The sequence below is a fragment of the Leuconostoc suionicum genome (genome assembly GCF_001891125.1).
GTDB lineage: Bacteria > Bacillota > Bacilli > Lactobacillales > Lactobacillaceae > Leuconostoc > Leuconostoc suionicum.
The window spans coordinates 848,301-860,848 of the sequence record NZ_CP015247.1; the positions used below are offsets into that span (position 1 = coordinate 848,301).

The following is a 12,548-nucleotide window of genomic DNA, read 5'->3' on the forward strand; positions in this document are numbered from 1 at the left end:
CATCACGCTTCCTTTTTTTTGATTTGTTTTCATCTGATATTAACAAATTACATTGGCAAGTATCTAGGCAAAATTTTTGTAACCGCTCTCTTATAATGATATAGTAGGCATAACAAACAAAGTGTTTGTTAAACCATATACACGCCATTAGTGTATGTCAAGATTGTGCTGAGTATTGTATGAAAAAGGGAGGAATTATATGACAAACACAAGTGGAGAATATGCAAAGCAGAATTTTCCAAAACAGAGTCAACCTGAACCAGGATTACAAAGCAAGATGTCGCCAACGCCAGATGATGGTGCAGCAAGTTATGTTGGGCATGACCGCCTGAAGCATAAGAAAGCACTAATAACCGGTGGTGACTCAGGAATCGGCAGATCTGTGGCGATAGCGTATGCACACGAAGGTGCTGATATTGTGTTAAATTATCTTCCTGAAGAAGAATCAGATGCACAAGAAGTTAAGGGCATTATTGAATCATTAGGTCGTAAAATCAAGCTAGTTCCAGGTGATTTAAAGAATGAAGCATTCAGCCAAAAATTGATTGACGAAGCAGTTTCTTTTTTTGGTGATTTAAGTATTTTGACGTTGGTAGCTGGCAAACAACAAGCAGAAGTTGATATTGCTAATTTGTCGACACAACAAATAACCGATACTTATGCAACAAATGTTTTTAGCCTCATTTGGCTTGTCAAAGCGGCTTTGCCACATATGCAACCTGGTAGCAGTATCATAACAACGAATTCTATTCAGGCAGAGCAACCATCGTCATTTCTCGTGGATTATGCAGGTACAAAAGCTGCTATTAAAAATATGACGATGAGTTTAGCCAAGCAATTGGCTAATCGAGGTATTCGCGTGAATAGTGTGGCACCTGGTCCCATTTGGACACCTTTGCAAGTTGTTGGTGGACAGTTGCCGGAGAACATTCCAACGTTTGGTCAATCGACACCCATCGGTAGGGCTGGTCAACCGGCAGAATTAGCAGGGGCTTATGTTTTCCTAGCTTCAAATGAATCTAGCTATGTAACAGGTGAGTCAATCAATGTTACTGGCGGCTTAAAGTAAATCATGAGCTCCTTTAAATTTCGTTGATATTAATTAGAAATTTAGTTTGATCAACGAAGAAAGTGGAGAAAAGATGGATAAAAAGAATAAAAAATTCGGGTTTTGGGATAAGCTGTCAATGCTTTTGGCGTTGTCTCAATTATTGTTCAGTTTCTATTATTTTGTCAGAAATTGGAAAAAAACAAACGAAAATTAACAAATTTTCATTATTAGGCATAAAGGAGGAAAACTATGTTAAAAACTGTACTTAAGGTATTGTTGGCATCTACATTAATTCTAGGCGGTATAGCAGTTGGAGGAACTATATTTGCAGCTAAAGGCATTGATAAAGCTGGGGACCGTTTGGAAGAGGAAATCCATAATTAAACTATAGAACAGATAATAACGATAGCAACTTATTGATAAGGGGCTATTGTTTTTTTTAATCTTTAAAAAATAACTCATAATGTTATTGTTTTGTAAAGGGGTAAAGCGTTATTTTTGTAAACGCTTTCCGTTAGTGCTATATTTAGGCTAATGAATTGGATATCATAATTCATAGAGAAGAGAATGGAGGAAAGATTATGATTTGGTCATTAATTGTAGGTGCCATTATTGGTGCCATTGCAGGTGCTATCACAAATCGTGGTGAGTCAATGGGGTGGATTAGCAATATTATTGCTGGTTTAATCGGATCGGCTATTGGCCAGGCTTTGTTGGGACAATGGGGACCCAGTTTGGCGGGAATGGCAATCATTCCTTCGATAATCGGTGCTGTGATCCTTGTACTAGTCGTGTCAATGGTGCTTGGGATGAGAGCAAAACAGTAGCATAAGATAATAGAGAGGTATGATATGAAGAAAAGTCAAAAAATTGTTCTGAGTATTTTCAGCCTCGGATATTTGGTTGGGCTTTGTTTGTTAATATGGCCGCAAATAATTGATGAAATGTTCAAATTTTTAGCAGAGTTTAATATACATTTAGACTTTAAGAGCGATCTTTTCATTTATTACTATGGTCTTGTACTGCTGTCACTGACCGTGCTTGTGTTTTTACTCATATTGATATGGCCGGTAGAATTACCAGATATTCCTTTGAAGCAAACCAAAGAAGGACGGCTTGCGTTGAGTAATCATGGGATCAACCAGTTTATTCAGACAAAGCTCTCAGGTGAAGATTTATCAAATATTAAAGTGAGATTGAAAAATACGCGTCGTCAACGAAAATTTTATATTGTTGCTGATTCAGTTTATAAACAGGCGACAGTCGAAGAATTACCTCGTATTTCATACGATTTAACGAAAAGCCTGAATGATTTACTCGCTGGCATAAATCGAATTCCCATTAAAGTTGATATTAAAGTAAATCAGAAATCAAACTCAAAGCGTAAAGTCACACGTGTGATTTAAAAAGGAGTGCGGATATAATGAAAGACAAAAAATCAATTAATATTTGGGTTGGTGGTCTTGCGGGTTTCATTCTGTCAACTCTATTAGTAACTGTAGGATTTTGGAAGACGATTTTGATTATAGTTGTCACCTTACTAGCAGGTTGGATTGGCTACCTGCTCGACGCATACAATGTCGATTTATCAATTGTCTCTAAAATATTTACACGTAAAAATTAATTATTTAGATATAGAAAGGACTTAATTATGACTACAGAGAAAACAACTACACAAAATACAGCAACAGAGAATCATCAACCTAAAGGTGAATTAACATTTGATGACAAAGTGATTCAAAAGGTAGTGGGCTATGCAATTGAAAACGTGACAGGATTATTAGGTGTTGACGGTGGTTTTGTCGCAAATATTAAAAATAAAATTGTTAATACGGATAATCCCACTGACGGCATTGGTGTTGAGGTCGGAAAAGAACAAGTTGCGGTAGATTTAGATATTATCATGGAATACGGCCACAACGCACATGATATTTACAAGCAACTAACAGAGGTAATCACAAAACAGGTGCGAGACACAACAAGTTTGACACTAGTTGAGTTGAATGTTGAAGTAGTTGATATTCAAACACAAAAAGAATTTGACGCATCACAAACAAGCTTACAGGATCGCGTAACAGACGCTGGTAGCACCATCAAAGAAAAAACTTCAGATGGCGTTGATGCCGTGAAAAAGTCAACTTCTCAAGCAGTGAACGATGACGACAATCGTGTCAAGTAAACGCACAAGCGTTTTGAAATTGCGGTAGTAAGTTTCAGCACAACGGCCAAAACGTTGTGCTTTTTATATTAGAGCTAGGGTGATGTAAGATATGAAGCGAATAAAAATTCAAAAATTTTTGCATAAACATGGAAATGTTTTCTTGCTTGCCTTAACTAGCGGTACCTTAGTAGCTTTGCTAACTTCCTTGACTGCTTCTTGGGAATACATTCTTCTAACAGGATGGGATTGCGCTATAGTCGTACTTTTTTGTTTAGTAATTTACTCTTTTTATCCGATGGATCAAGGCCGGCACACGAAGAAAGTAATTCTCAAAGAAGGCATTCGATATCCACTGATTGATGCGTTTGTTGTCTTTTCAAGTGCAGTGAGTGTGTTTATTGTGATTTTGCTATTAACTGTCAGCAAAGGCAGTCGCATGGAAATTGTATTTTGTATTTTTAGTGTTTTTTCTTCTTGGAATTTAATTCAATTATTGTACGCTATTCACTACACGGAAATTTATTACCAAAATAATGGTGGGGTATCATTTAATGCAAAGGATCTTCCGAATTTTTGGGATTTTTTGTATTTAGCTTATACCATTGGTATGACTTACCAAGTTTCTGATACAAATTTTTCTACAACCCGTTTTCGAAAAGTTGCTTTAGGGCACTCACTCATTTCTTTTGCCTTTAGTACACTGCTCATTGCCACTATGATTAATTTTATAGCCAGTTTGATTAGTGGTCGCTAAGCCCTTTTTTAGGATACTGGGCACAGAAATCTAGCCCTTTTTTAGAATCAAACGTGATGAAAGTGCAAGCTAAATATTTGCGGAAAAAATTTGACAGTGGTAGTCTGTACTTAGGTTCTGATAGAGAGCCGGAAGGAGAGAAATCATTATGGGATTAATTTGGACGCTTATCGTAGGTGCAATTATCGGTGCTATTGCAGGTGCAATTACAAGCCGTGGTGCAGCTATGGGATGGATTAGCAACATCGTCGCTGGTTTAATTGGTTCTTGGTTAGGGGAAAGTCTTCTAGGATCATGGGGACCAAGCTTAGCAGGAATGGCACTTATTCCTTCAATTATTGGTGCAGTTGTATTAGTCTTAATTGTATCTTGGATTACTAGTCGCACAAATAAGTAATTTATAAAAACTCAATGCGTAAAACTGTAATTAACTGTTTCACACAGAAAGTAGGTATAGGAGAAACTTATCATGACAGAAAACAAAAATAAAGACCAAAATAAAGAAGAGCAGGTTAAGGATCAAAAGGAAAAGATTGATCCTAAGTCAACTGCCGAAAATACCAATCTTTATGAACATGATCCAAAAAACGCTGATTATAAAAAAGCTGATTAAGGACTGTATCAGTATTGCTACTAAAGCTTAAATTTGTTAGTTAACAAGTTAGGCTTTTTTATAAACCCTTTTGCAGTAGAATAGGAGATACTTTTAATGAGTTTGAATGAGTTATATGAACTAAATGATGGGCATCAGTTACCAAAAATTGGCTTGGGAACCTTTCAGATTCGAGGTTATCAAGGCGTTGACCAAATTTTAACTGCTATACAGAACGGTTACCGATTGCTTGATACGTCTACAAATTATGATAGTGAAGGTGCGGTTGGAGAAGCTATTCGTCGTTCAGGTATTCCACGCTCCCAATTTTATGTAACGACAAAACTTCCTGGTAAATATCATCATTTCGACGATGCTTTGAAAATTATTGAAGAATCATTGCTTCGTTTAGGCTTAGACTATTTGGATCTTTATTTGATTCATTGGCCACTTCCTAAACGAGACAATTATGTGGAGGCTTGGCAAGCTTTAATTGAGGCACAAAGGCGTGGACTAGTTCGTTCGATTGGTGTGTCCAACTTTGAAAAGGAACATCTAGATAAAATTATTTCAGCAACGGGGATCACACCGGCTGTTAACCAAAATGAAATTCATCCATATTGGCCGCAGGAATCATTGGTGGCTACTAATCAAGAGTATGGTATCGTCACTGAGGCTTGGAGCCCATTAGGTCGAGGCAGTAGCGAATTAACAGAACCGTTAATTGTAAAACTAGCCGAAAAATATGATAAAAATGCGGGTCAAATTATTTTGAGATGGCATATACAACGTGGTATTTTACCAGTTGCTAAAGCTACCACTCCTCAACATCAGCGACGTAACTTAGATATCTTTGATTTCACGCTGACAGAGACTGAGGTTAGCCAAATATCTGATTTGGAACGTAAAGATGGGCGTGTGGATGACCAAGATCCAAAAGAATACGAAGAATTTGTTTAAGTGATTTATTGTTTTCTCACTTTTAAAAGTTTTACAAAGGAATATTGAAAAGTATGAAAACTAAATCAAAAAAAGTTAAGCTGAATTTTCTGCATTACTGTGTGTACGTTATATCATTAGGCGGATTTCTATTTGGCTATGATACTGGTGTGATTAACGGCGCACTGGCATTTATGAGCCGTCCGGGTCAACTGAATTTGACACCAACCTTACAAGGCATTGTGTCCAGTTCATTGGTTATTGGTGCTTGTTTTGGGGCACTGGGGTGTGGCCGAGTTGCTGATAAAATTGGCCGCCGTAAGACGCTACGAATCATTGCAATCGTATTTACAATAGCTACGGTGTTTTGCGCTGTTGCCATGAACTTTTGGCTTATGTCAATTTTTCGATTTATATTAGGTTTAGCAGTTGGTGCTGCATCAAGTTTGTCACCAATGTATTTAGCAGAAATTTCACCGGAAAATTTAAGAAGCGCCAATGTCAATAAAAATGCTATTTTTATTGTACTTGGTCAGTTATGTGCTTTCATTGTAAATGCAATATTAGGCAACATCTGGGGTCATTGGGATCCAATTTGGCGTGTTATGGTGATTTCTGGTGCTGTTCCATCAATTATTTTGTGGGTAAACTCGTTTCGTATTAGCGGTAGTCCGCAATGGTTACTCTTAAAGCATCGTTTTAACCGAGCTCGAAAGATATTTCGTCGATTAGGATTTGAAAATACTAACCAGTTTATCAAATCTCAAAGTGAGCAATCTAGTGAGCAAAACGACGATGAATTTATTTGGTCAACAGCATTAAAAAACAAAAAGTTGCTTTATTTGTTAGTGACAGGAATTGTGATTGCTTTAATCCAGCAAATCTCAGGTGTAAACACCGTGATGTATTACGGTACGATTTTACTTGAAAAAGTTGGTATGGGTGAGAGTGGTTCCTTGTATGCCAATGTGTTAATTGGTGTCGTTTCCGTTATTGCTAGTATATTTGGTACTCGAATGATAGAACATGCTAATCATCATCGTATGTTGATTATTGGTTTGATTGGTAACGTTGTTTTTATGGCGCTACTTGGAACTATTATGAAATCTAATGTTTTTTCTCAAGGAGTAACTAATGCTTTGGTGCTTATCAGTTTAACGTTGTTTTTGGCTAATCATCAAGGTATTGTAAGTCCTGTTACATGGCTTTTGTTAGCCGAAATGTTTCCTGGAAAGGTTAAGGCGCAATTTATGTCCGTAGCCACAGCAACAACTTGGATAACCAACTTTGTCATTAGTTTAATCTATCCGCAGTTAGTTGCTATTCTTGGAACAGCATTGGTATTTTTCGTTTTTGCTATGTCAAATGGATTAAGTATTGTGTTAGCAAGTCTGTTTGTTAATAGTAAAAAAATGGCAAAGGCTTATGATACAGCTAGTCTATCATAGCCTTCAAAAAGGAGTGTAGTTAATGGCTAATTTTTACATTGATACGACAGAAGTCGTTCATGAAATTCCACAAAATGATCGCCCAAAATTTTATATGTTTGGTGTACCGAGTTATACAAATATGGGCGATCAGGCAGTATCATTAGCTGAAAGAAAATATATTGAAAATGAGTTTCCTACCTATCAATATATCGAAATTATTGAAGAAGATGATGATGAAGCTATTCCAGTAGTACAGGAACATCTCCGTTCTGATGATATTATCGCCTTTACTGGCGGTGGCAATATGGGCAATTTGTATCATAATCATGAAGAAGCTAGACGGAAAGTCTTTGCTACATTTGTTGACAATCTTACAATCTCATTTCCGCAATCAATTCATTTTGAAGATAATGAGGACGGTGAAATTGAAAAGAAAAAAAGCCAGGAAGCCTATAGCAAGAATTCAAATCTTGTTCTTATAGCTCGTGATGCACAAAGCTTTCATCGTATGCTTACGACTTTTGACAATAAAGTTATTTTCACGCCAGACATGGTATTATACATGAATTCAGTAGACTGGAAATTTGAACGAAATGGGGCATTGTTTGTATTACGACATGACTCAGAGAAAGTGGTTAAACAGACAACTATTGATAGCATAAAAAGAATAATGGGCAACCAACGACCTGTAAATCGTGTTGACACGGTGTTAGACGAGCCAAAAAAAATTACACCACTAACTCGTGATACATTATTTGAACAACAACTTGAGTTATTTTCACATCAGGAAATCATTATTACTGATCGATGGCATGCAATGGTTTTTTCTGTTTTAACTGGTACTCCTTGTTTACTTTTTGGCAACAGCTATGGAAAGGGGAAACATGCGTACTTTGATTGGTTGGAACAGGTAAATTGGATTGATTACACCGATGAAACTGACATTGATCGAATTGAAAACACTTTAAAAGATTTAATGGCGCAAAAGCGGCATGACTATGATGTAAAGAAAGATTTTCAACAGTTGAGTGATGTCATAAAAGAAAATATAAAATCATCAAAAAACAAAAAGGCATGAAAGTTGTTATGCCTTTTTGTTTTTTGATGATTTTAAAAAGAATATCCTGTGTGTTAAGTCAATAATTGGGCCTTGTAAAAATAAGGAAGCTAGTAATCCAACACCAACGCCAAACCATTGATGGTTAATATAAAAGGCCAGGGACAATATTGATAAAGGCAGTAGGTATGCAATCAGTTGAGCTTTTGTAGCATTACCTTGTGTGTATTTAAATCTTAGTGTAAACATTAATTCATCATTTGGATGCAAAATTAAATTAGCTTGTTGATACATGGCAACTGCTATAGCAACTATTGTAATCCCTAAGAGGTTTGATACTATTCGAACGAATAAACCACTAGTTACCAAAAAAGATCCATTTAAATACGTCACAATCCAATCAACTAAATAACTAAACGGAAACATGAATAAAAAATTTCCTATAATACGCTGAACATTAATCTCACGTGCTAAAAGAGAATTTATCATTAGTACAAAAATACCAAAGCAAAGTAGAGCAAAACCTAGTGAAATATTGAAAATCGCTGCTAATCCTTGTCCAGCAGCTGTCCAAGGATTAGCTCCCAGATTCGTACTAACAGCCATAGCATTGCCCAAGGCATTTAGTAGAAGAGAAAAGAATAGTAGAGTAAATCTTTTTTTCATTTTTTAATACCCTCAATAAAATCAGTGTCAACAGCAACGTGAACAGGAACTTTATGTTCTTTCAAAATTAAATCAATAGCAATATCCACCATGACGGCAACATTTACAGCAACAGTCTTAATTGGAATGGCTGACTGTGATAGTGTTTTGATATTATCAAAACCAAATATTTTATTTACTTTGTGACTTAATTTTTTTTTCGTGATAATTTCGGCAATTTTTAAAGCCAAATAATCATTTTCAGCCACGATTGTTGTCGAGTCTTGTAAGGCATCAATAATAACGGATTGTTCAGCAGCGGTAGTTTCTGAAAAAGTAAAACTATCCATTTTAATTTCCGTTACTTTTAGCTTCTTCATTTTTGCTGCAGTTTTGAAAGCGGCATAACGTTCATTGAAATTGGGAATAGCAGGTAGACCATGAACATAAATAATGCTGTCTTGAGAAGAAAGGTGATGAACAACACTTATCATTCCTTGAGCATTGTTGATAGTCACAGAACTGTGACTATTTTCAATTGATGGATTATCTAAAATTATCAGATTCGCATTAATAGTATTAAGTAAGGCTACATCCTCTGACGTTAAAAAGGTTCCAAGTACGACAACACCATACACATTGTCTTGACGCCAGTTGGATAGAGTCTCTTGATCTAGCTGAGAAATGGTCTGTATTGAAAGATTATATCCTTTTAAATAAGATTTAGTTTTAAAAGCATCAATAATAGATTGAAAAAAAGGAAGACGTTGATAATAATCCAGAGATTGAGCGTGATTATTTGTAATTAGAAAAAAAACAATGGTGTCTTTCTTTATTTTTTTTCTAGGTACATAATTTAGCTCCTCAGCAATTTTCAAGATATGATTGCGAGTGGTTTGACTAATGCCTGGCTTATCATTTAAAGCAAAGGATACTGCTGCCTTAGAAACGCCTGCAGCCTTTGCGATTTTTTCCATATTCATAATATTTCCTCTACGACTATCATACACTTGTTAAGATATGTTTAGTTGTATAAGTTTCATTTGTTAAGTTGTTTAGCTTTTTTAGAAAAACTTTTAGTGTTAGTATAACAATATAGAAAGCGCTTTCAAGTAAAAATAGGAAGGGTTACATAATGGATAAACAACTTAACAAAAAAGCACGAACAATAATTACTACTGATGGTGAAGTAGATGACATGAATTCTTTTTTAAGATACCTGCTATATAGTAATGAGCTTGACACAGAAGGTATTATACTAACAAGTTCTGTCTATCATTACGCAGGTGATGCTGAAAAAGGTATAGCCCCAGAGCGTTGGACGGGTGAAAAATGGATTCCACACTTAATATCGGAATATGAAAAAGTCTATAGCAATTTGAAAGTACATGCTGACGGATATCCAACTCCTGAATATTTACGTAGTATTTATCATATTGGTAACATAGGATTTAAAGGTGAATATGAACAAGAAACAGATGGTTCTCAATTTTTGGAGAATTATCTGATAAAAGATAAAGACGATCGTCCATTATATATCCAGACATGGGGAGGAACAAATACCACAGCGCGTGCATTGAAGTCAATCGAAGAAAAATATAGTCACAATCCAGAATGGTTGTCAATAAAAAAACGAATTGAAGAAAAGGTGATAATTTATATTATTTTAGACCAAGATGATACTTATAATGAATATATAGCCAAAAATTGGCGAATTAAAGTAATTAATGATAAATTCAATTTCTGGTATTTTGCGTATCTATGGAAACTTTCAGATCAACATTTGACTCAACGCCTCAGGAATACTTGGCAAAAAAAACTAGTTCACAATTATGGGTCATTTTTAAAAAACTATGCTCTGATAGGTGATGGACGGGTAATTGAGGGTGAAGATGAGAATGAACAGCGTGGCATTGATTTATATTTAGAAAACAATCCTGAATATCAACGTTTTGATTTTATTTCAGAAGGTGATTCGCCTTCGTTCTTTTACTTGCTGAACAATGGGTTACGTAATGACAGCGATCCTACATTTGGTGGTTGGGGTGGCCGATTTGTTGAAAAATCACCAATTTTATATACCAATGAGGCAATGGATTTGAACCCTTACACAAAACGTTATGAGGCGACATATACCTTAACTAGATGGTTTGATGATATTCAAGATGATTTTATAGCTCGTGCTGCATGGAGTGCTACAGATAATTTTGACAAAGTAGCTCATTATCCAATTATTGAATTAGATTCAAGTTTAAATCTCGAGGTAAGTGCTGGCGAACAAGTTAAGTATACAGCTCATGCTAAAGATCCAAATGGTCGAAATCTATATTATAAATGGTGGGTCTATGATGAGGCTTCAACCTATAATGAAAGTAACTACTTGAATCCAAAACAAGAAGATATTGATGGATTTTTAATTGGATATAGTGCAGAAGCAAATTCGGAAAATTACGATAAAGTTCGTATAGAAGGTGAAGATCAACCAACTGTCAGTATCAATATTCCAAATGATATTTCCGCTGGTCAAACTATTCATGTGATTTTAGAAGTGAAGAATGACGGTGACAATCCACTTAAAACTTACCGACGAATCATTTTGACAGCAAAAGGAGACTAAGATGACTAAAAATAGATATTCATCCAGCATGTTTAAACTAGCATTTTTATCAATTTCTTTATTATTAACATCAACTGCATCTATTTCGATTACAATTCCTAAAATGCAGGAAACTTTCGTTAACCAAAGCGCCACTGCAGTAGAGGCCTTAGTAACAGCTTCCAATATTACGGTAATGATTTTCGTTTTACTTAGTCCTTTTATTGTAAAGGTTTTTGGTACAAGAAAAACCGTTCTAATTGGCCTATTACTCGCTGGAGTTTCAGGTGTAGTGCCTATGTTTTCTGATAATTATGGACTTGTTTATATTTCCCGCCTTATCTTGGGGGCGGGTTTGGGGATGTTCAACTCATTGGCCGTTAGTTTGATTAACGATTTTTGGAGTGGTGACACACGAAATAAAATGTTAGGATTTCAAAGTGCTGTGCAGAGCATTGGACAGACAGTCACAACATTTATTGCTGGAATTTTGGTCAATTATAATTGGCATACTTCATATAGTATTTATTTTTTGGCTTTAGCTTCGTTTATTTTGTTTTTAATTTATGTACCGAACACTACTAGTGATACTGATAAAAATGATTCTGTTTCGACAGAACAATTAAATAAGCCCAAACAAAGTATAAATAGTTATGTAATATTGTCTTCCTTTGGTTTACTAATTTCTTTTGCGTTATTAATGGCCTTATTCTTAAAATCAGCAGGATTTGTTGTTGAAGAAAAATTTGAAAATGCTTCGTTTATTGGAACGGCCCTTTCTATATACACTTTGGTTGGGTTTTTAGGAAGTTTGCTGTACGGTTATATTGTCAAAGTGACAAAGCAATATACTTTTGCGCTTAGCTATGCGATTATAGGTGCATCATTCTTAATTATTGCATTGGCTCCTAATATGACTGTGATTACATTTGGCATGGCATTTGGTGGAATTGGTGGATCGGTTTTCCTACCAATTGCATTTGGAACCATTTTGGAAAAAGCCCCTTCACAATCGGGTAATTTGGCAATTTCAATAGCTATGGTAGGAACAAACCTTGGTACCTATTTATCTCCCTATTTGTTAGCAGCACTGGGTAATTTATTTGGGAATAATTCTTCCAAGTTTTCAATTTTAATTTCGGGAGTGTTAATGTTGGCATTAGCTGTATTTTATTTCTTGATTCGAAATATATTTAAACAGACAAGTGAAGTCAAAATTGAAGTTTGAAATCTTAAACAAACATGCTAGAAGCTAGGTGAAATGTAATTGTTAATCGACAATGCACATTTTCGGTATTAATTTTCTAAAGGTGTATCCTAGAC

General features: G+C 35.5%; 16 protein-coding genes. 14 read left to right on the forward strand and 2 right to left on the reverse strand.

Features of this window, described 5'->3' with window-relative positions; all coding sequences use genetic code 11:
- Positions 1 to 199 precede the first annotated feature (199 nt).
- From A6B45_RS04210 to A6B45_RS04255, 12 genes are all read left to right on the forward strand, one after another.
- Positions 200 to 1,069, forward strand: a complete 870-nt coding sequence (locus tag A6B45_RS04210) for an SDR family oxidoreductase (protein ID WP_072613491.1) — start codon at positions 200 to 202, stop codon at positions 1,067 to 1,069.
- A 231-nt stretch (positions 1,070 to 1,300) separates the two neighbouring features.
- The gene (locus tag A6B45_RS10630) at positions 1,301 to 1,435 is read left to right on the forward strand and encodes a hypothetical protein (protein ID WP_002827664.1); all 135 of its coding nucleotides are present in this window, start codon (positions 1,301 to 1,303) and stop codon (positions 1,433 to 1,435) included.
- Between the two features lie 197 nt (positions 1,436 to 1,632).
- On the forward strand, positions 1,633 to 1,878 hold the full coding sequence (locus A6B45_RS04215) for a GlsB/YeaQ/YmgE family stress response membrane protein (protein ID WP_011679630.1): 246 nt from the start codon (positions 1,633 to 1,635) through the stop codon (positions 1,876 to 1,878).
- 24 nt (positions 1,879 to 1,902) lie between these two features.
- The gene (gene amaP, locus A6B45_RS04220) at positions 1,903 to 2,457 is read left to right on the forward strand and encodes an alkaline shock response membrane anchor protein AmaP (RefSeq protein WP_072613492.1); all 555 of its coding nucleotides are present in this window, start codon (positions 1,903 to 1,905) and stop codon (positions 2,455 to 2,457) included.
- A 17-nt stretch (positions 2,458 to 2,474) separates the two neighbouring features.
- Positions 2,475 to 2,675, forward strand: coding sequence for a DUF2273 domain-containing protein (locus A6B45_RS04225; protein WP_072613493.1), 201 nt, complete (start codon positions 2,475 to 2,477; stop codon positions 2,673 to 2,675).
- Positions 2,676 to 2,702: 27 nt separating this feature from the next.
- The gene (locus A6B45_RS04230; protein WP_072613494.1) at positions 2,703 to 3,230 is read left to right on the forward strand and encodes an Asp23/Gls24 family envelope stress response protein; all 528 of its coding nucleotides are present in this window, start codon (positions 2,703 to 2,705) and stop codon (positions 3,228 to 3,230) included.
- 91 nt (positions 3,231 to 3,321) lie between these two features.
- Complete coding sequence (locus tag A6B45_RS04235) at positions 3,322 to 3,966, forward strand: DUF1345 domain-containing protein (RefSeq protein WP_072613495.1); 645 nt, start codon at positions 3,322 to 3,324, stop codon at positions 3,964 to 3,966.
- A gap of 148 nt (positions 3,967 to 4,114) precedes the next feature.
- A complete protein-coding gene (locus tag A6B45_RS04240; protein WP_072613496.1) occupies positions 4,115 to 4,363 on the forward strand; it encodes a GlsB/YeaQ/YmgE family stress response membrane protein in 249 nt (82 codons plus the stop codon).
- A 72-nt stretch (positions 4,364 to 4,435) separates the two neighbouring features.
- Positions 4,436 to 4,579 carry a hypothetical protein gene (locus A6B45_RS10460; protein WP_165784754.1) on the forward strand — a complete coding sequence of 48 codons (144 nt, stop codon included), beginning with the start codon at positions 4,436 to 4,438 and terminating at the stop codon, positions 4,577 to 4,579.
- A gap of 96 nt (positions 4,580 to 4,675) precedes the next feature.
- Positions 4,676 to 5,518 carry an aldo/keto reductase gene (locus A6B45_RS04245; RefSeq protein ID WP_072613497.1) on the forward strand — a complete coding sequence of 281 codons (843 nt, stop codon included), beginning with the start codon at positions 4,676 to 4,678 and terminating at the stop codon, positions 5,516 to 5,518.
- 53 nt (positions 5,519 to 5,571) lie between these two features.
- Positions 5,572 to 6,945 carry a sugar porter family MFS transporter gene (locus A6B45_RS04250; RefSeq protein WP_072613498.1) on the forward strand — a complete coding sequence of 458 codons (1,374 nt, stop codon included), beginning with the start codon at positions 5,572 to 5,574 and terminating at the stop codon, positions 6,943 to 6,945.
- 22 nt (positions 6,946 to 6,967) lie between these two features.
- A complete protein-coding gene (locus A6B45_RS04255; RefSeq protein WP_072613499.1) occupies positions 6,968 to 8,005 on the forward strand; it encodes a polysaccharide pyruvyl transferase family protein in 1,038 nt (345 codons plus the stop codon).
- A gap of 6 nt (positions 8,006 to 8,011) precedes the next feature.
- On the opposite strand, the gene A6B45_RS04260 is transcribed toward A6B45_RS04255, so the two are convergent.
- Together A6B45_RS04260 and A6B45_RS04265 are read right to left on the reverse strand one after the other, a co-directional pair.
- Positions 8,012 to 8,650, reverse strand: a complete 639-nt coding sequence (locus A6B45_RS04260; protein ID WP_072613500.1) for a YczE/YyaS/YitT family protein — start codon at positions 8,648 to 8,650, stop codon at positions 8,012 to 8,014.
- Entirely contained in the window at positions 8,647 to 9,606 is a 960-nt protein-coding gene (locus A6B45_RS04265; RefSeq protein WP_162272373.1) for a LacI family DNA-binding transcriptional regulator, read from the reverse strand. Before A6B45_RS04265 ends, A6B45_RS04260 begins: the two co-directional genes overlap by 4 nt.
- Positions 9,607 to 9,764: 158 nt before the next feature.
- Here A6B45_RS04265 and A6B45_RS04270 point away from each other — a divergent pair, with 158 nt between their 5' ends.
- Together A6B45_RS04270 and A6B45_RS04275 are read left to right on the forward strand one after the other, a co-directional pair.
- Positions 9,765 to 11,246, forward strand: coding sequence for a DUF1593 domain-containing protein (locus tag A6B45_RS04270; protein ID WP_072613502.1), 1,482 nt, complete (start codon positions 9,765 to 9,767; stop codon positions 11,244 to 11,246).
- 1 nt (position 11,247) lies between these two features.
- Positions 11,248 to 12,453, forward strand: coding sequence for an MFS transporter (locus A6B45_RS04275; RefSeq protein WP_072613503.1), 1,206 nt, complete (start codon positions 11,248 to 11,250; stop codon positions 12,451 to 12,453).
- Positions 12,454 to 12,548 lie beyond the last annotated feature (95 nt).